We start from the raw sequence: 23,810 nt of genomic DNA on the forward strand, positions 1-23,810 counted from the left end.
AGCCTCAAATTTGGTGATTTGAAGATCGCAATATACTCAAAGCAACCGCCTCCGCCACCTTAATCCCATCAATCCCCGCCGAAAGGATTCCACCCGCATATCCCGCACCTTCCCCAGCAGGATAAAGGCCTTCTGTATTCAAACTCTGATAATCTTCCCTGCGCTTAATCCGAATCGGCGAAGAAGTGCGCGTTTCCACCCCAGTCAAAACCGCATCATCCATCGCAAATCCTTTGATCTGTTTGTCAAAAGCCGGAAGCGCTTCGCGGATGGCTGCGATCGCAAAATCCGGCAAACTTTCGCTCAAATCAGTCATCACAACTCCCGGCGTATAAGATGGCTGCACGCTTCCTAGGGCGATCGAAGGGCGATTCGCTAAAAAATCTCCCACAAGCTGCCCCGGCGCGTTGTAAGTACCTCCTCCTAACTCAAATGCCCGTTCTTCTAGGCGACGCTGAAATTCAATTCCCGCCAAAGGATGACCGGGATAATCTTCCGGCGTGATACCCACCACAATCCCGCTGTTAGCATTGCGTTCGTTGCGAGAATATTGACTCATCCCGTTAGTGACAAGTCGCCCCGGTTCCGACGCAGCAGCCACTACCAAACCACCGGGACACATACAGAAACTGTAAACAGAACGGCCATTTTGGCAATGGTGCACCAGTTTGTAATCGGCGGCGCCCAAAAGTTTGTGGGCCGCGCGATCGCCAAAACGACAGCGATCGATTAACTGCTGCGGATGTTCCACCCGAAAACCAATAGAAAAAGGTTTAGCCTCGATGTAAACACCCCGCGAAAACAACATTTCAAAAGTATCGCGGGCGCTGTGTCCCACCGCCAATACTATATAATTACTCGCAATATATTCTCCGCTGGCGGTGGTAATTCCCTGCACTTTGCCATTTTCGATATGGATATCTTCTACACGAGTTTGAAAACGAATTTCTCCGCCTAACGATTCAATTTTTGCCCGCATACTTTGGACAATTCCTACCAGTTTAAAAGTGCCAATATGCGGTTTGTTGATATATAAAATTTCCGGTGAAGCTCCCGCATTCACAAGTTCCGTCAGCACCTTGCGCCCGTAATGCTGGGTATCTTTAACTTGGCTGTAGAGTTTACCATCGGAAAAAGTACCTGCGCCACCTTCGCCAAACTGAGCGTTAGATTCTGGGTTGAATTCGGTTTTTTTCTGCCAAAATCCAAAGGTGTCAACTGTGCGATCGCGCACTGCTTTTCCCCGTTCTAAAAGGATCGGGCGAAATCCCATTTGTGCCAGCATCAAGCCTGCAAAGATACCGCAGGGCCCCGTACCGATCACAATGGGGCGGGGAACGGTCAAATTGCTGGGGGCTTCGGCTACATAGCGATAATTCATGTCTGGTGTTACCGTGACATGAGGGTCTTTTTTGAGGCGTTGCAGATGTTGTTTTTCCTGTGTCGTTTCCACATCCACAATATAAACAAGGACGATTTCTGCTTTTTTGCGAGCATCGTAGCTGCGCTTGAAGATGGTATAGCTGAGCAATTCTTCGGGGGGGATTTGCAGCTTTTTGAGAATGCTGTCGGCGATCGCACTTTCAGGATGATCTAAGGGAAGTTTGATTTCGGTTATTCGTAACATATAGTAGTCAGTTGTCAGTTGTCAGTTGTCAGTTGTCAGTAGGGGCGGTGGATGGTGCGTGCGGGCCCTCTTAGTTGTCAGTTGTCAGTTGTCAGTTGTCAATAGAAAAATCGAATAAAATCAGTCGAATAAAAGTATTTAGGAATTATACACGGGTAGCGAAAAAGCGTTTTTTTACGAGAAGAGGGGTTGCAACCCGCAGATTTCGTCCCAAACCCGGTTATGAGAGTCGGAGTGCGATCGCGAATTTTATTATAACTATTTGACTGGACATCCTACGGGCGATCGCCAGTAGATTTTTGACTTTTGACTTTGATTGGATAATTGCAGAAGCGCTATAATAAACAAAAAATTAAGTTTTGTAAATACCCTTGACTGCAACATTCACATTCAAAAACAACCGCACCTGGCACGCTCTAAACCCCCTGTGGGAAGGAGCAGAAGACGCTGTACAGAAGGGTTTACCCCACACTAAGCTAGCGCCGGCATGGCAAATACTGCTCCTGGGCGACGGTTCCCCCACCCGTCACCTGCAACTGCTGACAGGGGAACCCACAGAAGTAGACGTAATCGATATGTCCTTGGTGGGTGACGATGCAGACGGCGCACCCCAGCAAATTATCGCGGTGCCCGGGCCCCGCCTCCGCCGCCAAGTGTGGCTGCGAACAGCTTCGGGACAGCGCCTCGCCTACGCGACTTCCTGGTGGGAAGCGAGTCACGTAGATGAATATTTACATAATAAATCTTTGCCCATTTGGGCAAGTTTAGCGCGGCTGCGGACAGAATTGTATCGCGACGTGCAAGGCATTTATCTCGGTGATTCGGCGGTTTTGGAGTCTGCTTTTGAACAATCGGGGCCTTTTTGGGGGCGACACTATTTGTTTTGGCATCACGGGAAGCCGCTGACTCTGATTTATGAGGTGTTTTCACCTTATTTAACTAAGTATTTGGGGCCCATGCACTTGGATGTTGATTCATAAAATGCGATCGCTCTTCGAGAACCCTGTTAGATAAAATATCAGAATTATCGATCTCTCTGTTCTCTTCCTCTGCGTTCTCTGCGTCCTCTGTGGTTTAATCCTTCAGATTCATAGTTGTTTGCCAAAATTTCACTCGCAAACCGTCGCGCGGGTGCTGAGTCGGTACTGGGATTAAATTCAAATCTTGATCCGGTAACAACTCCCATTCGCACTCCCGAACCATCCTCGCCGCAAACAATTTCATCTCTAACCGAGCAAATTCTTTGCCCAAACATTCCCGCAAACCGCCGCCGAAGGGTACGTAGCTGAAAGGTTTCGCATTTGTCGATCGATCGCCTGTAAATCGATCGGGATCGAAGCGATCGGGTTCGGGATAAACTGCGCTATCCTGATGCGTCTGATTAATTTCATACAAAACGCTCCAACCCTTGGGAATTTCGTAGCCACCGAACGAGCACGCCTTAATTACCTGGCGAAAACCGCCTCCCACCGGCGGCACCAACCGCAGCACTTCTCGCATCACCTGCTCTAAATAAGTCATTTGTTTGAGTTGTTCCAAAGTTAGCGGTTCAGTTGCAGGAAACTGCTGTTGTTCGGCGCGAATTTTTGCCATTACATCGGGGTTTTGAGCCACGAGAAGACAAAAAGAGGCGATCGCCGAAGTCAGAGTTTCGTGTCCCGCAAACAACAGCAGCAGCACTTGATCTTTCAACTCCTCCAAACTGAGAGAATTCCCCTCATCATCGCGAGCACAAATCAGCAAACCCAAAGCATCACTCCCGCCGGGGGCTGCTTCCTGTCTGTCTCGAATAATATTTTCTAGTTCTGCTAACAGCAAATCTCTGTCTTTTTTCGCCTTCCCAAACTTCGTCCAAGGCACATCTAAAGGAATCGAAAATAATCCCTCACCCCAAGTTTCAAAATAATGTCCTAGCGCCGTTTCCGAACCATTGTCAATCCCAACTAACAGCTTGCAAGCAACATCAAAAGTATAATTTCTCAGTTCGGGATACCACGCAAACTCGCTCATTTGCGTCCACCTTTGCAAGTAGCGCCCCGTGATATCTTCCATCCCGCCGATGTAGCCGGCCAGAGCTCGCGGTTGAAATGCTTGATATAGCAGCTTGCGCCGATTTTGGTGTTCCGAACCCGTTTGCAGCGCCAAGGAAAGCGGCCCTAAAAGCGCTTTCGTGCTGGGAGGCCAACTTACCACAAAATACTGGTTTTCATGGCTTAAAACAAATAAATTCGCCTCCGGGCCGCACACAAACACGGTAGGTTGTCCGAAGATGCTGGTTTTGAAAATTGGCCCGTACTGTTGGTGGCGTTTTTTGGCAAACTGAGAATCTTTCAAAAAGTTGAGAGTATCGCCAATTAGCGGTAAACCTAAACTGCCTGGAGGTAATGCCATTTGAGATTTGAGATTTGAGATTTGAGATTGTTAAGATTGTATCAATTTTAGTTGTAGGGTGGGGAGTACCCACCGCATAAATTCCTGGTAAAATAACTCCGATCTGTTTGTAGCCTGTAGGGTGCGTCAGTCTTCAGGTTAGTACAAAAAATTGTGGTTTGACCACTGACGCACCCTACTAAACTGTTTGTAGCCTGTAGGGTGCGTCAGTCTTCAGGTTAGTACAAAAAATTGTGGTTTGACCACTGACGCACCCTACTAACTACTAAATTTGCCTACTGGCGCTGTACCACTTAAGTGGTCAGCGTCTGGTAGTTCACTGTTCTATTCTTTTAATCGGAATCTCGATCGCAAATTCAGTACCTTTCCCGTTCGCCGAAAAACAGTTGATTTTACCTTTGTGTTTTTCGACAATAATTGAATGGGAAATTGCTAAACCCATTCCCGTACCCGAACCGATCGGTTTTGTAGTATAGAAAGGGTCGAATATCCGCTGCTTGACTTTATCGGTGATACCTGCACCGTTATCAGCAATTACGATCCTAGCGAAATTACCTTCTACCTCTGTACGAATGCGGATAATTCCCGGATTTTCGGGCGGATATTGTAAAGCGTCGATCGCGTTAGCGATAATATTCATAAACACCTGATTCAACAGTCCGGCGTAGCATTCCACCAGCGGCAATTCTCCGTATTCTTTAATGACTTGAATTGCAGCGCGGTCTGGCTGAGGTTTCAGACGGTGTTCTAAAATCATTAATGTGCTGTCGATGCCTTCGTGAATATTAACATCTTTCATCTCCGCTTCATCGAGACGAGAGAAATTCCGCAAACTCCGCACAATATCCCGGATGCGAGTTGCTCCCACCTGCATCGAAGATAGCATTTTTGGCAAGTCGTCGAGCAAGAAATCCAGTTCTAACCGCTCTATTTCTTCCTGAAGATTTGGAGAAGGTTCTGGGTGTTCTTCTCGATACATTTGCAGCAGTTTTATTAGGTTTCCGGTGTATTCTTCAGTGTAGGTTAGATTGCCGAAAATAAAGCTGACTGGGTTATTAATTTCGTGGGCAATTCCTGCTACCATCTGACCGAGACTGGACATTTTTTCGGCTTGGACGAGTTGAGTTTGAGCAAGCTTAAGTTCGCACAGAGTTGTTTCGAGTTGGGCAGTTTGTTCTTGCGCGCTCCGGGCTGAATCGACGCTTTGAGTGTAGAGTTCCGCTTGATTAATGGCGATCGCCAATTGATTGCCCACCGCCACCAAAAGTTCCACTTCCTCATCGCTCCAACACCGCACTCCGCTAGATGAACTGCAGCCAATCATTCCAATTTTACCCGCAGATGTTTGAACCGGAATGTTAAGCAGAGAGTGGAATCCTATATAACTGAAAAACTCCCGCTCGACTGGATCGGTAACAGTCTCAAAATCATCGATCCGAATTATTTCCAAATTAGCAATTTGCTCCGCCTGAGAACCTGTTGCAGTAACAGGAAATACACCTAAAAGCGAAGAAGAAGAATCAGCATTTCTTGCTTCGTACTGCACGTCCCAAACTGGCGGCGATGCGTCGGGCGAATACCAAACAAACACGCAGCTATCGAGTCGTAGCAAGTCGCGAATCTGCTGCACTGTTGTTGCCAAAATAGTATCTAAATCCAACGATTTGCGGATATTGCTAGCTAGTTGGTTCAGCAATATTTCCTGCTCTGCTAATTTGCGAAATCTTGCTTCCGACTCTTGCAACTGTCTTTGAGATTCTTTTTGTTGTGTAACGTCCAAACCTAAACCTATCAACCCGATCGCCCTGCCATAATCATCTTTTACCTGAGTTTTAATTGTCTCCAAGTGGTGATACTCGCCGTCAGCCAACTGGAGCAATTCTTCAGAATAACAGGGAGTATCTTGGCTCCAGGCTTGCGCGTCCGATGCCATGCAGTTAGCAGATGCTTCTAATCCCAAAACTTCGGAATAGTGAGAGGCTGCCAAAAATTGATCTTCGGATACAGCCACATCTTCGCAGAAAGTTTTATTGACTAATAACATCCGCCCGCTAGGATTTGCCATCCACACCCAGATCGGAGCGTTGTCAATAATTGTCCTCATAGTTTGCTTTTGGGCGGCGAGAGCCATTTCTGTTTGTTTGCGCTTGATGCCCAAGGCGATCGAATCAACACTTGATGCTAAAGCAATTAGTATTGATTCCTGCAACTCATGGCGAGCAAACATCACGATTACTCCCAGCAACTGATTGTCAACAATTAGCGGATATCCAGCAAAAGCTACCATTCCTTCTCGCGAGGCCCATTCTTTGTCACTGACTAGGGGATCTGTTTCCACAGAATTAGTGATGTGAGGTTTTCGATCTCTGGCGATTAAACCAATCTTGAATTCACCGACAGCAATGCGGCTGTGAGCGCCGTCAATGTGAGTATAGATCCCCCCACTTGCTTGCAATTCCAAGACATCTCCCTGTTCGTTCAGCGTCCAAATCCGAGCCAACGCAGCATCCAAATGGCGCACAACTGCATCGGTACATTTTTGCAAAGTTGCAGGTAAACTCTGGTTTTGAGTTAGAGCAATTCCAATATCTGCTGTGAATAAAGAAATTTTCAATTGTTCTGCTAAACTTTGTTCTGCTTGTTTGCGCTCTGTAACATCCGTAGCAGCACCGAGACGCTGCTTGATTTTTCCAGACTCGGTTCTGCTAAATACAATTTCGCGGCTGACGAACCAGTGCCAATTATTTTGTTTGTCGCGCACCCGATATTCGTATTCAACAACCTCGTCGTCGGGAGTATTTTTTAATTGCTGCAAATATTCGGGAAATTGAGCTAAATCTTCAGGGTGGACAATGGTCGGCAACAGATTGCGGCCCATGGTGGCAATTTCTTCGAGGCTATAGCCTAGAGTTTCAGCGAGTTCGCGGTTGCTGTAGACATTTCGATGCTCGATATCATCGTAAACATAGAGAATATTTGGAGTTGCATTAGCAATGCGCTCGACAAAATGCTGGCTCTCTTGCAGGGCTGCTTCTGCTTGTTTGCGATCCGTAATGTCGATCGAATTACCAATTATGCGGTAGATGTTGTCAGAGACATCGCGCAGCGGTGTCAGAGTGACGATATACCAGCGTTCTGCGCCTTCCAACTCGGCGCTGGTTTCGTAAGCAATCGAGCTGCCGGCTGTCAAACAATCTACGTAACTTTGTCGAAAAATTGCTGCTATTGGCGCGGGAAAAATTTCTTCTGGGGTTTTGCCTTTGAAATCGGCACTCAAAATACCTGTAGACGCTTCTGCAGCAGCATTCCAGCCAGCGTAGCTAAACTCTCTTTCTGCGCCGACATCTATTACGAAAATAGGTTGATTAGAGCCGTTATAGATGCTGTTTAAAAATTCTTCTTGTTCGCGCAATTGGATTTCGGCTTTTTTTCGTTCTGTAATGTCGGTGGAACTGCCGACAATGCGATAAATTTTGCCCGAGGCATCCCGCAGGGGAGTCAGATTTGTCATAAACCAGACTTCTATACCGTCAAAACTAGCGGGATATTCGCGGACAATCGAGCTGCCTTTTTCCAGACACTCGATGAAATTCTGCCGGAACATTCCTGCGGTAATTGGATCGAAAAGCTCTTGGGGAGTTTTGCCGCGCCCGAATTCGCTGCTGATGCCGCCGAGTAAGTCGGCTGCTAGGTTCCAGCCAACGTAGCGAAATTCTCCGTCTTCGCTGACATCTACTACGAAAATGCTGTAGTCTACGCCGTCATAAATGCTGCCCAAAAATTCTTTTTGCTGCTGTATTTCTTGTTCTATGATTTTGCTCTCTGTAATATCCGAGTGTATTCCCACCCACTGGCGAACGCTGCCGTCTGCGTTCAATAGGGGCACACCGCGCACGCTCATGTACCTGTACTCGCCGTCGTGCCGCAGCAAGCGGTGTTCTATTTGGTATAAGGTGCTGTTGGCAAGTGCATCAGACCACATCCTGGCAGTATATTCTCTGTCGTCTGGATGGACATGATTGAGCCACCCCCATCCTTTAATTTCGTCGTAAGTCGCTCCGGTGAATGCACTCCATCCTGTTTGTTCGGTGACAAATTCGCCTGCTGCTTGAGTATCCCAAACAATTTGGGATGTGGCTGCAATTAAGCAGCGGTAGCGTTCCTCGCTTTCTTCCAGGGCTTTTTCTGCTTGTTTGCGATCGCCAATATCGCGAGCAACTCCGACTACACCGATGATGTTTCCGAGTCGATCGCGCAAAGGACTTTTGGTAGAGAGAAATGTTCGGATGTTACCCTCGCTATCTTTTCCTGCTTCCTCGATCGTTTCCTCAATCCCAGATTGCCACACCCGGCGGTCATTTTCCACCAGCATATCTGCAATCTCCGGCGAAAATAATTCTGCATCTTTTTTGCCAATAATTTCCGATTTTGGCAAGCCAATAATGGCTGCAGCCTGAGAATTTACCAATAGGTGGCGGCCCTGAATATCTTTGACAAAAATGCTGTCACCTGTACTTTCGATGACGCTTTCCAAGAGGATGTTTTTTTCTAGTAGCGCGGCTTCTATTTCTTTGCGATCGCTGATGTCGCGAGATATGGCAACTATGCCGATAATATTTTCTTGAGAGTCGCGCCAAGGATATTTCGCTGTGAGCAACGTTCGCACCGCCCCGTTTTTTGGTATATATTCTTCATAAGTCAAACATTCTCCGGCTGCGGTGACTTTGCGGTCAGCTTCGATAACTTGAGCGGCTATTTCAGGGGGAAATAATGCTGAATCGTCTTTGCCTATAATGGCCTCGACTGGTTTTTCAAAAAATTGAGCTAGGGCAGAATTAGCGATCGCGTACCGGCCTTCAATATCCTTGACAAAAATCAGATCCGGCGTGCTTTCTATCACGGAACGCAAGATAGAATTGCTGTGTTGGAGCGAATCTTGGGCTTGTTTGCGATCGGTAACGTCGCGACCGACACCATACATCAATTCTTCCTCGCATACAGGGCTAGCAGTCCAGGCTATCCACTTGTAAGACCCATTTTGACACAGCCAGCGGTTTTCAAAACCAACGGTATTATTCCCCGCAGCAATACTTTCAGTTTGTTTTAGGGTACCTTGGCGATCGTCTGGATGCACGAATTCAATGAAGAGTTTGCCAACCATTTCGGCTGGGGAATAGCCGAGGATTTTTTCTGCTGCTGGGTTGATCCGTTTGAGATAACCGTCAAAACCAATGACGCACAAAATATCTGGCGAGAGACTAAAAAAGCGATCGCCCTCGTCGGTTTTACCCGATTGGCGATCGTTTTTCTTAGCAGCAGAGGCGTGCGATCGCGCTGCTGCGGCCAGCAGAACAATATTTGCTATTACCAAAAATGCCAGGGCGATCGGGCGATCGTACAAACCACTGGCACCGCTTGCTACCAGCCACCAGTTTAGTACCAGCAGTACGACTATCAAAACTGAGAATTGGCTGCTGCGGGCGATCGTCCCTAAGCTGATGTTTTTTTTATACAGCATTCTGGATTTAGTTTTTTGTTTTCTGTTGACTTCTGCCGCCGTGATTTCTCTCAACCGTATTTGCAGAAAGTGCAACAATTTATTATTTCTTTTTTTGATATGAACTGAATCTGTCATTTTTTCACTCCAAAATCAAGAGGAATATTGGCTGTTGAGAACTTACAATAAAAATGTTTAAATAGTGTAAAATATTTTAAATTTACGAATTTTAGTATTGTAATTCCTACCTAAATATCAGCATTCCCACAAGCTAATTAAGTATATCTACGCAATTAGCAGTTATTTTTGATAGCTAACGCACCTATTTTATAATTGTTTTTTCAACAGGCTTAGAGGGTTTATTTCTCATCATGCACTAAACATTGCTGTCAGTCATTGGAGATTTGGCCTAATCTAGCTAGTCCCGACACAAAAATTAATTATCTACAGTAAATTAGAAGCGCATTGTTAAATGATATCATGTCCGGTCGATTGCCAAAACAAAAAGGGTTCGTAGTGCGTCCTGGTATCCGCAGAACGAAAGCGGACACTAGGACGCACTACAAACCAAATCTTATCGAGGTACGCGGGCGAGCAATTCCCGATAAAATTGCCAATCGCGGACAGATATTGAAATAATCTGCGTCCATCAGTGTAAATGCGTCTTAATCTGCAGTCAGCCTCGCGATCGAAGATTTAGGCACTCTTGTCTGCTGCTTCGCGGCCTAATTGCTGTTGGCGAATGCGTTCCAAATTGCCCGCCGGAATAGCAGCTATAAGTTGCTTGGTGTAAGCTTGTTGCGGTTGGCGGTAAATGCGCTCGGCTGTGCCCATTTCCTCGATTTTACCTTTGTTCATGACGATCGCCCGATCGCTCATAAACTTAACCACGCTCAAATCGTGAGAAATAAAAATATAAGTCAGTCCAAACTCTGTTTGCAACTCCTTGAGCAAATTTAAAACTTGCGCCTGTACCGACACATCTAAGGCAGAAACCGACTCATCGCAAATAATAAACTTTGGATTCAAAGCCAAAGCTCTAGCAATACAAATTCGCTGCCGCTGTCCGCCAGAAAACTCGTGGGGGTAGCGCCGCATAATATCGGGATTCAAACCCACTCTATCCAACAAATAAGCCGCGCGATCGCGCTGTTCTTTCTGGTTCTTGCCAAAGCGGTGAATCACCATCGGTTCCATCACCGCCGCCCCAACACTCAGGCGCGGATCGAGAGAACTAAAAGGGTCTTGAAAAATAATTTGCAAATCGCGCCGCAGCCACCGCAATTTGCGATCGTACTCTTTTTGCCTTTGATAATTAGCGATCCACTGCCCTCTCGCACTACTTTTCGCAGGAGGAGTAATTTCTTGACCTTCAAAAAATACTTGACCGCTGGCGATCGGAATTAATTGCAATAAAGCTCTCGCTAAAGTTGATTTTCCGCAGCCGGATTCGCCCACCAAACCCAAAGTTTCCCCAGGATAAACCTCAAAAGAAATATCGTTTACCGCCATAAACAAGCGTTTAGTTTCGCCAAACATTCCCTGCACGGGAAAACCGACTCGCAAATTATTAACAGCTAACAAAGGCTGGGAAATATTCGGCAGTCTGGGCGGTTTTCCGGTGGTAAAAGCGGACAGTCCACCGCTGCTGTCGCCGTCTAAATCGATATTTTTCTCGACAATTACTAATTCGCCGCTGGCATTTGTGCTGACATCCATAAAATCGGAAACCGTCGGTAAGCGGCGCCTTTGCCGATCGAGAGTTGGGCGGCAAGCTAACAGACCTTTTGTGTAAGGATGTTGGGGATTGCTGAAAATTTGTTCGATCGCAGCGCACTCAACAATCTTGCCTCGGTACATCACCGCCACCGTATCGGCAATTTCAGCAATGACGCTTAAATCGTGGGTAATAAAAATCATTGCCATGCCTCTAGAGTCCCGCAACTCGCGCAGCAAAGCTAAGATTGTGGCTTGGACGGTTACGTCTAAAGCCGTGGTCGGTTCGTCAGCAATTAATAATGTTGGATTGCAGGAAATGGCCATTGCAATCATCACGCGCTGGATTTGACCGCCGGAGAGTTCGTGGGGGTAGCGATCGAGCATAGCTTGTTTTTGGCCGTTGATGAGCTGCATCAAATCGCGATCGGCCTCCCGACCAGCTTCTTGCTGTCCCAAACACCGCTGCCGGAGTTCCTCGTCTCCCGGTAGCAGCTTCACCTCTTGCAGTAGAGAAGCAGCTTTGCGCCGCGCTTCTGTCTGCGACACCTTTTGGTGCAAACAAATGGCTTCTGTGAGTTGAAATCCGATCGTGTAAACAGGATTTAGCGAACTCATCGGCTCTTGAAAAATCGTCGCAATCTGGCTGCCCCGGTAGGTTTGTTTTTCCCTGTCCGGCATGGCCAACAGATTCACACGCCCGTGGCTAGCGCCGTTTTTGCTCGGAGAAAACCAAATTTCGCCTTCTATCTTCGTTGACGAACTCGACAGCAAATTCATCACCGCCAGGGATGTTACCGATTTTCCTGACCCCGATTCTCCCACGATGCCCAGAGTTTGCCCTCGCTTGACCTCAAACGAAACGCCGTCAACAGCTTTGACTGTTGCAGACGCATCACCGGCGTCCGCAGATGGAAATTCAACCCGCAGGTTGCGAACTTCGAGGACGGTTTCACTCATGGATATCTACGGCAAAAGTTAAATACAGATTAGGTGGATTGTAGCAGGGCTCGCTCAAGGCAGAAGGCAGGGGGAAAGTCTTAATTTTTAAATTAGAAATTTTTTAACTAATGGCGATTTTCGCGCTGATGAGTGAAATATGGTCGGGTAGTAGGGACAGGGCACTGCTGTGTCCCTACTATATTTCATAGAATGGAAAACTGCGATCGAACTCAAAACTGACAAGTCGGAACTACTTAAGTGCCTTCTTACAGAGAGGAATTTTCTCAAAAACCTATGACTTGAGTGTCAGCAGGCAATGCAGTGGCCTCGGAGACCTTTTTAAACACGGTTGCTTGCTCGTTTAAGGAATTAGGTCTCGCCTGTCCGGGATTGGTGCCTTGCAACTGAAGGCGCATTTGACCTTCGGGAGTCAACTCAAAAACAGTTTCAACGGTTTCTGTGCTGCTGAGGCCAACATCCAGGTGCATCGGTTTTTCACCGAGATTCACTTTGTATCTCATTTCTTTGGCGCGGGCTGGTCCGTCGGGGCCTTTAGCCATGAGAAACAATTTGCCTTCTGGGGCGAAGACGAAGGTGAAAGACTGACCGGATGGGACTGTACCTTGCCATTGACCTAGGAGTTGCTGGTCGATGTTGCTAGCGGCCGGGGCGGCTGCTTCGGCAATTGTTGGTTCTGCTGCGGATGCCGGGCCCGGTGAAGCGTTGAAGCTGGCGAGGATGCCGAAGCAAATGCCACTTGCGATCGCTTTGCCAATCATTTTTGAATTAGACATGAGACCGATCTAAAAATTGGTTATTCTTTTGTACACTCTAGCGGTAAAAGCGTAAATTGTTTAGTTTTAATTGCTTTTAGACATAGATATATAGCCTTTCTGTGCTCTGGTATGAGGTACTATGCGGCATAAACCTCCGTGGGCATAGGCCTGCGCCGGCCCGCGCCGGCCATACCTCACCACGCGATCGAACCGCTATAGGTGGATATTCAAACCTGCAACGCGGTTCTCATCCCTAGATTAAAGCTTGTCTTGAGCTTGTTGAAGAATCACGGGCTGTCAGTTTTTTTTTGTGGTAAAATCCAATACAAATCCGGCTTTAAAGGCACAGCTCGCTGTCCTAAGTCGATCGTTCTCAACCCAGAACAGCTAACTGACTGTTGCTTTCAGGAGCGCCACCAGAGAATTTTGTCCTTCTGCTATTAATGCTATTTCATTAATTGCGTTCAGGAGCGCGATCGACTTGTTCTGTTTCAGATTCTGTCTGAGATTGTTGCGCTGCTTTCTGTTGATTTTCCGAGCGTTTAGTTCGCTCCAAAGCCTCTGCGTAAGACCAAGCTACGCTCACAATAAAAGCTTTGGCAATGCCGTCAAAATTTTTGGAATCATCGCTTTCGGGCGCTGGTGCTTTTGGGTTGCCGTCGTCCGTCATATTTTTATTTTCTCCGGGGCTGGTTTTTCTAGCGATTGGAAGGCAATGTGCGATCGATACCCACAAACTTTGATTTTTCTTGCACCCGCACCCTACTGATCTTTGAGGATATGACCTCGCTCACCATAAATAATATCATAAATACGCTAATTGCCCGATCGCATCAGAAAGAAATCTTAACTTCGCTGATTGTCCGCAGCACTGACTCCTGCTGAAAACTGCGCTTGTAACTGCCAATAATTTCATGAATAGATTTAGTTTTTTGGGGGCTATTTTCATAAATTAAAATCACTATGTTTGATTTTTCTATAATCAGAATTTCCGAACTGTTAAAAAGCTGCCCGGAGCCGTCTAATACAGTTAGTTTTTTCCGAAAACGAGGGGTGATAGCTGTCTTGACAAACTGCTGCCATTCTGATTCCTAAACAATCTCGCCTCCCGGTTTAGTTAAACCAAAACACAGTTCATCTTTGAGGAAATTTGTTTGCTGTTAGGATCGGAAGTTTCTGGCAGTTTAGCGCGGGCCATTGTCGCCGGAAACACAGGCAGGACTAAGAGCAGACAGGTCAAACCAAGACTGTGAAGATGTTTGTTCATATATTATTTTTAACGCTTCGTTGCTTAAACTACTGGCAAACATACAGGCACCAAAACTGTCAATACCAATAAAATTTGTATCTTACATCGTTTAAAATAATTTAAAACTTAAATTTAGCTAAAAATATAGTGCGAGATGTGAGGTTAAATGCACATCTTGCACTATATTAGGAACGGGATTTTCGGCCCTTGCCACCAAAAAAACTATTCCTAATTCTTTAATTCGCGGATACTTCTCTTAGCGGTGTCTTGGTACATTTCCCCAAATTCTTTCACAGCAGCTCCTGCCTCTTGCCCGATCTTCTGAGCTCTCTCGCCCGGATCGTTTTTAGTTTCGCGAGCTTCTTGTCTCCATTCCCGAGTTGTTTGAGGTCTGTCAGGATTGTTGAGATCCCCATTTGAACCGACTTGTGCGTTATAAGCTTTGTTGCTGTTTCCCGCATCAACATTCGTTGTCATCAGCATGAAACCGACTAAGACAACACTCAAAAAACTCTTGATTTGAAAGCCCTTCAGCAGGGAATTGATGCGAGCGATCGCTGTAGAAATCAAATTCATCTGGGTAATACTCCGTCAGTTAATTGGCGATAATTTTCAACATTTTTTCATCTAATTGACTCGCTCCAAAATCCGCAGCTAACGCCAGCTTAAGCCGAACTTAGCTTTTAGATCCTGTCCGTTCGATTTACCGCAATCGACCGGAAATGATGTTACTTGTAATTAGGCACATCAATAGAGTCATAGGTGAGGGATAAAATCTCTTCAAAACCAAACCCATGTGTGAGTCAACTAGCTTTTTCAAACACAAATATCACGTTAACAGCATCAAAATGCTTGTACCTCTTACTAAAGTCATAAGTTAGTTAGAAGCCGAAAAACCAAAATTCAGCACATAGTTAGACAAATTTAGCTCGATCGCGCTATACAAGAGCGATTTTTATTGCAGCCGATCGCCCGTTCTGACATCAAACCAGTGCAGGAACTGAGCCGGCAAAACCAGCTCGACAATTTCAGAGTTCCACTGGCGGTCATTTGGCACCAAAAGCCGCACTGTTACTGACTCCACACCTTTAACTCGGACGCTAACCAAATTTTGCATTCCCAAGTTTTCCACTAAATAAACCTCACCTTTAATTGCCTCTGGGGCCGCTATCTTGCCGGCCTCTGCATCTGGAAAACCGACGTGTTCCGGGCGAATTCCTAACACAATTTCTGGTGGCACAGTTGGCATATTGGGGAGTGGAATTCCAAAATTACCTAACATCGCAAAATTTCCCTGGCATTTAAGCTCAAACAAATTCATTTGCGGGCTGCCCACAAAACCCGCGACAAATTGATTGGCAGGACGGTTATAAATTAAGTGTGGGGGATCTAGTTGCTGGACAGTGCCACTGTGGAGAACTGCGACTTTTGTAGAAAGCGTCATTGCTTCGGTTTGGTCGTGAGTGACGTACACTACAGGAGCTTTTTGTGATGCAAATAATTGTTTGAGTTCTGCCCTCACTTTTTCCCGCAATAATGCGTCGAGATTGCTCAAAGGTTCGTCGAGCAAAAATACTTCTGGTTGGCGCACTAAGGCGCGACCGAGGGCGACTCGCTGCCGCTGTCCGCCTGATAGTTTACCGGGTTTGCGATCGATTAATTCCGTCAATCCGAGGGATGTTGCAACTTCCGTCACTAACCGGTTGATTTCGCCGGAGGAGATTTTGCGAAGTTTGAGGCTGGATGCCATATTTTCGTATACTGTCATGTGCGGATAAAGCGCGTAACTTTGAAACACCATTGCAATATCCCGATCGCCCGGTCTGAGATTAGTCACATTGCGATCGCCAATTCTAATCTCGCCGCGAGTTGGCTGTTCCAATCCTGCAATCAACCGCAGCGTGGTAGATTTGCCACACCCCGACGGCCCCAGCAAGGTAAGAAATTCGCCTTCGCTGACTTCTAAGCTAATATCTTTTACCGGTACAACTTTGGGGCTGTAGGTTTTATTGAGGTTTTTTAGTTGTAGTTTTGCCATGATTTTTATAAGGAAGAAGGAAGTTCGGCAACGAGCAATGTACGGGATGTAACGGATGTAACGGATGTAACGGATGTAACGGATGTAAGTCCGTCGGAAGAAGGAAGAGGGAAGAGGGAAGAAAGAATTACTAACCGCGAAGGCGCGAAGGGCGCGAAGGAAGAGGGAAGAATCTAACTAAGAGGGCTCGCACGCACGATCCACCGCCCGTACCTACTGACTACTGACTACTGACTACTGACTACTGACTACTGACTACTGACTACTGACTATCCTTTGACTGCTCCGGCTGTTAAACCTTGAACGATGCGCCGCTGGAACACCAAAACTAGCAACACCAAGGGTAAGGTTCCCAAAACGGTGGCTGCTGCGATCGGGCCGTAAGGAATTTCAAAGACTGACACCCCGCTGAGTTGAGCGGTAGCAACGGGAATTGTTTTCATAGATTCGCGAGTTATAAATGTCAAAGCAAATATAAACTCGTTCCAAGCTGAAATAAATGTCAAAATTCCGGTTGTAACTAAGGCGGGAAATGTCATCGGTAGCACGATTTGCCACAGCATTTGAAAAGTGTTGTATCCGTCAACTTTTGCCGCATCTTCTAAATCTTTTGGCAGTTGTTGAAAGAAACTCCGCATTACCAAAATTGTCAAGGGCAAGTTGATAGCTGTGTAAGGAATAATTAAGGCTAAATAATTATTTCCTAAACTCAAAGTTTTGACTATTTCTAACAAACCCAAGAATAGCAGCACCGCCGGAAACAGGGTCACAATTGTTACAATTGCCAAAATGATTCTCTCGCCCCACAGTCGCAACCGAGCCAAAGCGTAAGCTGCGGGCGCGCCTACGGCTAAACATAGCAATGTGGAAGTAATGGAAACAAAAGTGCTATTTAAAATGTAAAGTGCAAAGGGGCGGCGTTGGAACAAGGAGATGTAATGCTCGAAGGTGATTTGTTTGGGTATGTAGACGTTGGGAATTGCTGAAATATCTGCATTTACTTTGAAAGATGTCAGTACCTGCCAGATGATGGGTGCGAGGAAATATGTGGCGATCAATATCGCTGAGATTGGCAAGATTAGTTGCCGGATGTTACAGGTTTTTTTGTTAGATTGTTTGCGGGCGATCGACATAATTTTTTGTACCAATGAAAGGAAATTGCTACTGTTGGTTATCTAAAATCCAAAATCCCAAATATAAATCGTCTTAGTTTCCTCCGGCTGCATTGATGCGGGCTCTCGATAACAGATAAGCGGCGATCGCCACTGCTGCAACCAAGAGCAAAAAAGTACACACCACCAAAGCTGCCCCGTACCCAAAGTCTAAATACCTCATTACCGTGCTGTAAATGTAGATAGAAACCGTCTCCGTTGCCCCCGCCGGCCCCCCTCCCGTCATCACCTGAATCAAGTCAAAAATGCCGAAAGCTTGGGCAAATCGAAACAGCACAGCAATCACAATTTGGGGCATCAGCAGCGGCAAGGTAATTTGACGGAAACTCTGCCAACTACTCGCGCCGTCAATGGCGTGGGCTTCATACAAATCACCGGAAATCGATTGCAATCCCGCTAACAAAAGCAGGCTGACAAATGGCGTAGTTTTCCACACATCTGCTGTAATCACTGCCATCATTGCCAAAGTCGGATCTCCCAACCAGCTAATACTATTTTTGATCAATCCCAAGCGGATCAAAATATCATTAATTACGCCGTATTGGTCGTTAAAAATCCACGCCCAAGCTACACCCATCAATGCAGTCGGCAGCGCCCAAGGCAGTAAGGAAATTGTCCGCACGATGCCGCGCCCTCTGAAAGATTGATTTAAGACTAAGGCAATGCCCATGCCGATAATTAATTCCAGCACAACAGAGGCGAGTGTAAATATTGCGGTATTGCTTAAAGTTTGCCAGAAACGCCCGTCGCCTAACATTCGACTGTAGTTAGCCAAACCGGAAAAAACCAGTTTTAATTCAGTACCGAGGTTTTGGGTGAATAAACTCAGCCAAAAAGCGCGCAATATTGGGTAAGCAAATACTAGCAGCAGAATTATCAATGCTGGTGCTACTAATATCCATCCTGTTTTTTGTTCGCGCTGTCGCATTTTGTCTAATTGCATATTTGATATCAAATCCGTAAGTATCGGAATAGTAAATTTACTGTTAATTGTTGGCTGTTAATTGTTGACTGTTGACTGTTGACTTTTAACATCATGTATGAGTGCAACCGGAATTGATATGAATCTCTAATTTCTTCCTCATTTTCCAGTTCATGGTTCTTCCAGTCTGCAGAGGCGGACATTGTTTGTATAGCCCCGAATTCCATTCGGCGGGTTCCATTCGGCGGGTTCCATTCTGGTTGTATTCGGCGAATTCTCTTCGGCGAATTCCCTTCGGTAGGTTCCTTGTTTTACGAAGCTTTCGATTGTTTCAAACTGCTTAATAAATTGCGAGTTTCGCTAGCTGCTGCTTTCATTGCTTCTTCTGCAGTCATTCTTCCGGTAAAAGCTGAACTCAAATAGCGCTGCAAAATATCAGAAGCTTGAGCGTATTGTGCTATGGGCGGGCGCAAAACTGGCTGTTCTACTACTTTTAGCAGTTGCGGGTAGTGAGGATATTTGGCGACTATTTCTTTGTTAGTAAATAGGGATTTGTAGCTAGGAATTAAACCCGTTTCTAAAATAAATTTACGCTGGGTTGCTTCGCTTGTAAGGTATTTAATTGCTTTCCACGCTTGTTCTGGATGTTTTGAGGTTTTGGCAATTCCCCAGCCCCAGCCGCCCAAGCAGGAACCGCCTGTTTTACCCGTACTGCTGAGCATTGGCTCGATCGCAATTTTGCCTCTCACCTTGGATCCCTCGGCATTTGCTAGCTTCCAAACATAGGGCCAATTTCGCAAAAACAGCGCTTTGCCGTTTTGAAACAACAGCCGGGTTTCTTCTTCGCCGTAGGTAGTGACACCGGGTGGAGAAATGCCAGAGGCGATCGTATTTTTGAGAAATTCTACTGCTTTAATTGCCTCCGGTTTGTCTAACCCAACTTCAAAAGTTTGAGGGTTAGCCCAGAAGCCGCCGAAACCGGAGAGCACTTCGACAAACATCGCAGATACTCCTTCGTATTGTTTACCTTGCCACAAATAACCCCAAGTTGCTTTTCCCTGTTTTTGCAAGTTTTGAGAGATTTTTGCCATCTCTTCAAAGGTTTTCGGCGCTGGAATTCCCGCTTGTTCTAAAATGTCTTTGCGGTAGTAAAGCATTCCGGCATCGGAAGCGTGGGGAATTCGGTAAAGTTTGCCTCGATATCGGCCGCCTTCGACGTTACCTTGAATGAACTTTGATAGTTGTTTGGGGGGAATTCTGTCTGTCAAATCCATCACCCAACCTGCGGCGGCAAATTTGGGAACCCAAACAATATCCATGTTGATGATATCGTAGGGCGAGTCGCCTAACAAAAAGGCAGATGTGTAAAGATTTTCTACGAGGTTTGTGTCAAAGGGCCCTTCTATGAGGTTGATGCGAATGTCGCGGTTTTTCTGTTCAAATTCTTTGACAAAGGGTTTCCAGTTAGCAATGTCTTGGCCTTGCATTAACATGGTGAGGGTTACGGGCTGCTTACTCAGTGCGGGCAGAATAAATAACAGCAAGATGGCGGCTAATGTGACGGCGCTTAAGGCGAAAAGACGGGGATGCTTCTGCCTTCGCTGGGGTGTAAAATTTATTTTTTGCATTTGCTTGGGAGAAGTTCCTGTGCGATCGCCTTATTTCTCTCTTAACTCGCTTTCTGATGTTTCACGGGATTGGGCGAGTTTGTGTAATAAAAATTTAAGTAAACTTTAGCTTACTTAATAATCGTTGAGTGAAGAGTGCTAATTTGGATTGGACGAGTGCGATCGCGAGTTAAGTAAGCATCTATCTACAGGCAGATATTGAGAGTATTGTCAAATATCGTTTCCGCTGGCATTTGGCATTGACATGATTGAGTCGTTTGGCCGGTTCGTGATATCAATTCCGGTTGCACTCCTCATGACTGTTGACTGTTGACTGTTGACTGTTGACTGTTGACTGTTAGCTGTTAACTGTTAGCTGTTAGTTGTTATTTGTTAGTTGTTATTGGGAATTGAGAATGGGAAATTGGGAATTCGTAACGAATAACGAATAACGAATAACCAATAACGAATAACGAATAACCAATAACCAATAACCAATAACGAATAACGAATAACGAATAACCAATAACCAATAACGAATAACGAATAACGAATAACGAATAACCAATAACCGATAACGAATAACGAATAACCAATAACCAATAACCGATAACCAATAACCAATAACCAATAACAAAAAACACCGCTCCTCAAAACAGGAGAACGGTGCATAGGGGGTGTTATGGGTTGTTGTCTGGGATTAACCCTAACAAATCGCGATCGGCTGCGGCGAGACCTTGTGATGGTTGAAAAATTGGCACAAACCTGCGCGCCTGTCCGCGTCGCGATCGACCTTTAGTGTTAGCCCAACCATTCCACAACAGCATCTTGCTTGGTATTGGTGTGCCGTTCTGGGGTTTCGCGGTTGAATTTCATGTGGATGGCGCGGTTTTGTTCGCCGTCTGCTGCTACTGCAAAAATCGGATAGTCGATTAAGCCGTCTTGGAAAGACATCTGGAAGCGGAAAGTGCCGTCAGCATTGAGTTTGATCGGCTGTCCGCCTACGTAAACTGTAGCGTCGGGTTCGGTGGCACCGTAGACGATCAGTTCTGCGTCAGCAACTAACCAGAACTGGCGGGGGCGCATCGGGGCGGCGAAGCCAACTCCCGACATACCGACACCGGACATCCCCATACCCGACATGGTGAGCCCGGACATACCGACACCGGACATGGTGCGTCCCGACATACCGACACCGGACATACCGACACCGGACATGGTGAGCCCGGACATACCGGCACCGGACATACCCGCACCGGACATGGTGAGCCCGGACATGGCGGGGGCTGCCCACATTCCGACACCGGAGGGGAACACGTAGGAACTCAAAGCTTGTTCGTGGATGCCTGCTTGCTGAACCGAACCGGCGACGTGCGGCATGGAACCGAACATGGAACCAGCTACGCGCATCGATTCTGCCGATTCTGCCATGCCGAAGATTTCTTGGTAGATGCCGTTACGGGTGTTGTTGAAACTGTTACCGTTGCTTGCTTGTGCGATTTTTTTGGCAGGCGGAACCAGTTCGGCGAAGGTTTTACCGGACAAGTCTTCTTCCCAGTCGAGGGTGATGAATTGGTCTTCTATCCAGTCGCTGGGATAGATTGGGGGAACGCGGACTTCGGCCGATCGCGCTAAGATCAACCAACGACCGTCTGCACAGCGGTAGCCGATGTCGATCGCATAATCGCGATCGCTAACGGGGATCGGTACGTACCATTCCCGCGCCAGTTCGTCGCAGGGATATTCTTGAATGCTGTGCGGGCTTTGGATTTCGAGGTTAACATCTGTCACGTCGTAGATCCGCAGGGCGAGTTGCTGTCCGCCTTGGCGGCGCAATTCTTGTTTGCGATCGTTGGAGATATCCCAGTAGGTGTAAGCCCATTCTGGATCGCGTGGCATCAAAACCACCCGACTTTCGCCGTAGCCGTTGGGTAAATCTGCTAAACCTTCATCGACAGACGACAAGGAACCGCCTGTTCTATCTTCTTGACCAAGTTCAAACTTTGCTGCTTCCACTGCTTCTTGTGCCTCTAGTTTGCGAGATGGACTGTATGAAAATTTGTTGCGCTGAATTTCTTGAATTGATGCCAGGAGTTGCGATTTCCGCATCCGGCTGTAGCGAGACACTCCACATTCGCTAGCGACTCTGCGGAGTTGTCGCAAAGTCATCTCTTCTAATGGTGGGCGTTCTTTTGCCATGAGTTTTTTCTCCTCTAATTTGCGATTGCGGGTTAGATTTTTTGTTTCAACACTTGAATAATGTGTTGATTTTTTGAGTTAGAAACTCTTTATAAGTACAAATTTTATCGAGCTTCCTAATCTCTCCAACCTTTGAAGCCTTGCTTGTGTTTAGCTTGTCTTGTCCCAAATTGCGATCGGGATTTGTGACTTTTTGGCTTCCGCGCGCACCGTCCGGTCTAAATAAAGCTTTATCTGTCGATTCTTGATTGACAAGATCGATTTTGCGAGGGCGATCGGTGCTGCTAGCAACGCTGTGCTGCCAGCACACGCGCTATTTGACTCCCATAGCTGCTTAATTGAAGCATTTCTTTGGGATCGCTTTGTCATGACTCAATGTTGCAGACAATTCGCGATCGGGTCAAGGGGTCTTTTGCCTCAATCATGGGTACTTATACGCATTTTCGTGATTTCGGGGATCAATATGTCAGGAAATCTTGACATTTACAGCCTGACAGGGATCTTTGTCCTTGAATTGTCAGAATTCCCTGACATAAATTCGATGTGAGATTGAGTCTGCAGGGGCGGTACTATGGATAAAGCAGATTGAATACAAAATTTCCTGGGTAAGCTGTTGGGCTTACCGTGCTGCAAGTTTCGCTTGCGGGCGATCGCAATTACAAACCAACAGTTTTGGACGCAAAAATCGTTTGACGCGCTACCCATACAGATAAGGTGCGCGCATCGCGCCGTACAAATAGAAGTTCTGCGTAAATCTTGTAAAATCTCAAATCTCAAATCCCAAATCTCAAATCCCATGCCCCTAACGCTTTACAACAGCTTGACCCGCCGCGAATCACCTTTCGATCCCCTCGAACCCTCAAAGGTGCGGATGTACTGTTGTGGCGTTACGGTATACGATTACTGCCACGTCGGTCACGCCCGCGCCTACATTGTTTGGGATATGGTGCGCCGATATCTGATGTGGCGCGGATACTCGGTGCGCTACGTTCAGAATTTTACCGATATTGATGACAAAATTCTCAACCGTGCGCGAGAAACAAATTCCACAATGGAAGCCGTAGCCGAACGCTTCATCGACGAATATTTTGCCGACATGGACAAGCTAAATATTCTCAGGGCTGATGAATATCCCCGCGCCACACACTCAATGGACGGCATAAAACGGCTGATTCACGAGTTAGAAAACAAAGGCTTTGCCTATGCTTCCAGCGGCGATGTTTATTACAGCGTTAAAAAGTTTTCCGATTACGGAAAGCTTTCCGGTCGCAAGTTGGAAGAAATGGAAGCCGGGGCTAGCGGTAGATTGGAAACCGCAGAAATAGAAGGTCAAAAAAAGCAAGATTCATCAGATTTTGCCCTGTGGAAAAGCGCCAAACCGGGAGAACCTTTTTGGGAGTCATCTTGGGGAAAAGGTCGCCCCGGATGGCACATCGAATGTTCGGCGATGGTGCGCGATTGTTTTGGCGAAACTATTGATATTCACTGCGGCGGTTCCGATTTAATTTTTCCGCACCACGAAAACGAAATTGCTCAATCTGAAGCTGCGACTGGTAAGTCTCTGGCTAATTATTGGATGCACAATGCTTTTGTGACTGTCAATGGCAAAAAGATGTCGAAATCTTTGCACAATTTTATTACAATTCGCGATTTGTTGGAGGGGAACTGGTCGGG

General features: G+C 46.5%; 17 protein-coding genes. 2 read left to right on the top strand and 15 right to left on the bottom strand.

The window, feature by feature from the left end; all coding sequences use genetic code 11:
- Positions 1–4: 4 nt before the first annotated feature.
- A complete protein-coding gene (locus tag IQ263_RS06470) occupies positions 5–1,627 on the bottom strand; it encodes an NAD(P)/FAD-dependent oxidoreductase (RefSeq protein WP_194066694.1) in 1,623 nt (540 codons plus the stop codon).
- Between the two features lie 371 nt (positions 1,628–1,998).
- Between IQ263_RS06470 and IQ263_RS06475 the strand changes: the two genes are divergently transcribed.
- A complete protein-coding gene (locus IQ263_RS06475) occupies positions 1,999–2,607 on the top strand; it encodes a chorismate lyase (protein ID WP_194066695.1) in 609 nt (202 codons plus the stop codon).
- 94 nt (positions 2,608–2,701) lie between these two features.
- Here IQ263_RS06475 and IQ263_RS06480 read toward each other — a convergent pair whose 3' ends face one another.
- The 14 genes from IQ263_RS06480 to IQ263_RS06545 form a co-directional block, all read right to left on the bottom strand.
- Positions 2,702–4,018 (bottom strand): cytochrome P450, encoded by a 1,317-nt coding sequence (locus tag IQ263_RS06480; RefSeq protein ID WP_194066696.1) that lies wholly within the window; start codon positions 4,016–4,018, stop codon positions 2,702–2,704.
- 316 nt (positions 4,019–4,334) lie between these two features.
- The gene (locus IQ263_RS06485) at positions 4,335–9,653 is read right to left on the bottom strand and encodes a PAS domain S-box protein (protein WP_194066697.1); all 5,319 of its coding nucleotides are present in this window, start codon (positions 9,651–9,653) and stop codon (positions 4,335–4,337) included.
- A gap of 558 nt (positions 9,654–10,211) precedes the next feature.
- On the bottom strand, positions 10,212–12,191 hold the full coding sequence (locus IQ263_RS06490) for an ABC transporter ATP-binding protein (RefSeq protein WP_194066698.1): 1,980 nt from the start codon (positions 12,189–12,191) through the stop codon (positions 10,212–10,214).
- A 266-nt stretch (positions 12,192–12,457) separates the two neighbouring features.
- Entirely contained in the window at positions 12,458–12,967 is a 510-nt protein-coding gene (locus tag IQ263_RS06495) for a hypothetical protein (protein ID WP_194066699.1), read from the bottom strand.
- Positions 12,968–13,403: 436 nt separating this feature from the next.
- Positions 13,404–13,619 carry a hypothetical protein gene (locus IQ263_RS06500; RefSeq protein ID WP_194066700.1) on the bottom strand — a complete coding sequence of 72 codons (216 nt, stop codon included), beginning with the start codon at positions 13,617–13,619 and terminating at the stop codon, positions 13,404–13,406.
- 163 nt (positions 13,620–13,782) lie between these two features.
- Positions 13,783–14,007 (bottom strand): DUF3574 domain-containing protein, encoded by a 225-nt coding sequence (locus IQ263_RS28255; RefSeq protein WP_333193796.1) that lies wholly within the window; start codon positions 14,005–14,007, stop codon positions 13,783–13,785.
- A gap of 419 nt (positions 14,008–14,426) precedes the next feature.
- Complete coding sequence (locus IQ263_RS06510) at positions 14,427–14,774, bottom strand: hypothetical protein (protein ID WP_194066701.1); 348 nt, start codon at positions 14,772–14,774, stop codon at positions 14,427–14,429.
- 379 nt (positions 14,775–15,153) lie between these two features.
- The gene (locus IQ263_RS06515) at positions 15,154–16,236 is read right to left on the bottom strand and encodes an ABC transporter ATP-binding protein (protein WP_194066702.1); all 1,083 of its coding nucleotides are present in this window, start codon (positions 16,234–16,236) and stop codon (positions 15,154–15,156) included.
- A 269-nt stretch (positions 16,237–16,505) separates the two neighbouring features.
- Positions 16,506–17,369, bottom strand: coding sequence for a carbohydrate ABC transporter permease (locus IQ263_RS06520; protein WP_194066715.1), 864 nt, complete (start codon positions 17,367–17,369; stop codon positions 16,506–16,508).
- A 73-nt stretch (positions 17,370–17,442) separates the two neighbouring features.
- Positions 17,443–18,351 (bottom strand): carbohydrate ABC transporter permease, encoded by a 909-nt coding sequence (locus IQ263_RS06525; protein WP_194066703.1) that lies wholly within the window; start codon positions 18,349–18,351, stop codon positions 17,443–17,445.
- Positions 18,352–18,641: 290 nt separating this feature from the next.
- Positions 18,642–19,958, bottom strand: a complete 1,317-nt coding sequence (locus tag IQ263_RS06530; protein ID WP_194066704.1) for an ABC transporter substrate-binding protein — start codon at positions 19,956–19,958, stop codon at positions 18,642–18,644.
- Positions 19,959–20,617: 659 nt separating this feature from the next.
- Positions 20,618–20,764: a hypothetical protein gene (locus IQ263_RS06535; RefSeq protein ID WP_194066705.1), complete on the bottom strand. Its 147-nt coding sequence runs from the start codon at positions 20,762–20,764 to the stop codon at positions 20,618–20,620.
- On the bottom strand, positions 20,739–22,136 hold the full coding sequence (locus IQ263_RS06540; protein ID WP_194066706.1) for a DUF4912 domain-containing protein: 1,398 nt from the start codon (positions 22,134–22,136) through the stop codon (positions 20,739–20,741). Before IQ263_RS06540 ends, IQ263_RS06535 begins: the two co-directional genes overlap by 26 nt.
- A gap of 150 nt (positions 22,137–22,286) precedes the next feature.
- Complete coding sequence (locus IQ263_RS06545) at positions 22,287–22,505, bottom strand: hypothetical protein (protein WP_194066707.1); 219 nt, start codon at positions 22,503–22,505, stop codon at positions 22,287–22,289.
- A 427-nt stretch (positions 22,506–22,932) separates the two neighbouring features.
- Here IQ263_RS06545 and cysS point away from each other — a divergent pair.
- Positions 22,933–23,810: cysteine--tRNA ligase (cysS, locus tag IQ263_RS06550; protein WP_194066708.1), on the top strand; the 878-nt coding region annotated here is incomplete at its 3' end.

The sequence above is a fragment of the Tychonema sp. LEGE 06208 genome (assembly GCF_015207505.1).
In the GTDB taxonomy this organism is placed as follows: Bacteria; Cyanobacteriota; Cyanobacteriia; order Cyanobacteriales; family Microcoleaceae; genus Microcoleus.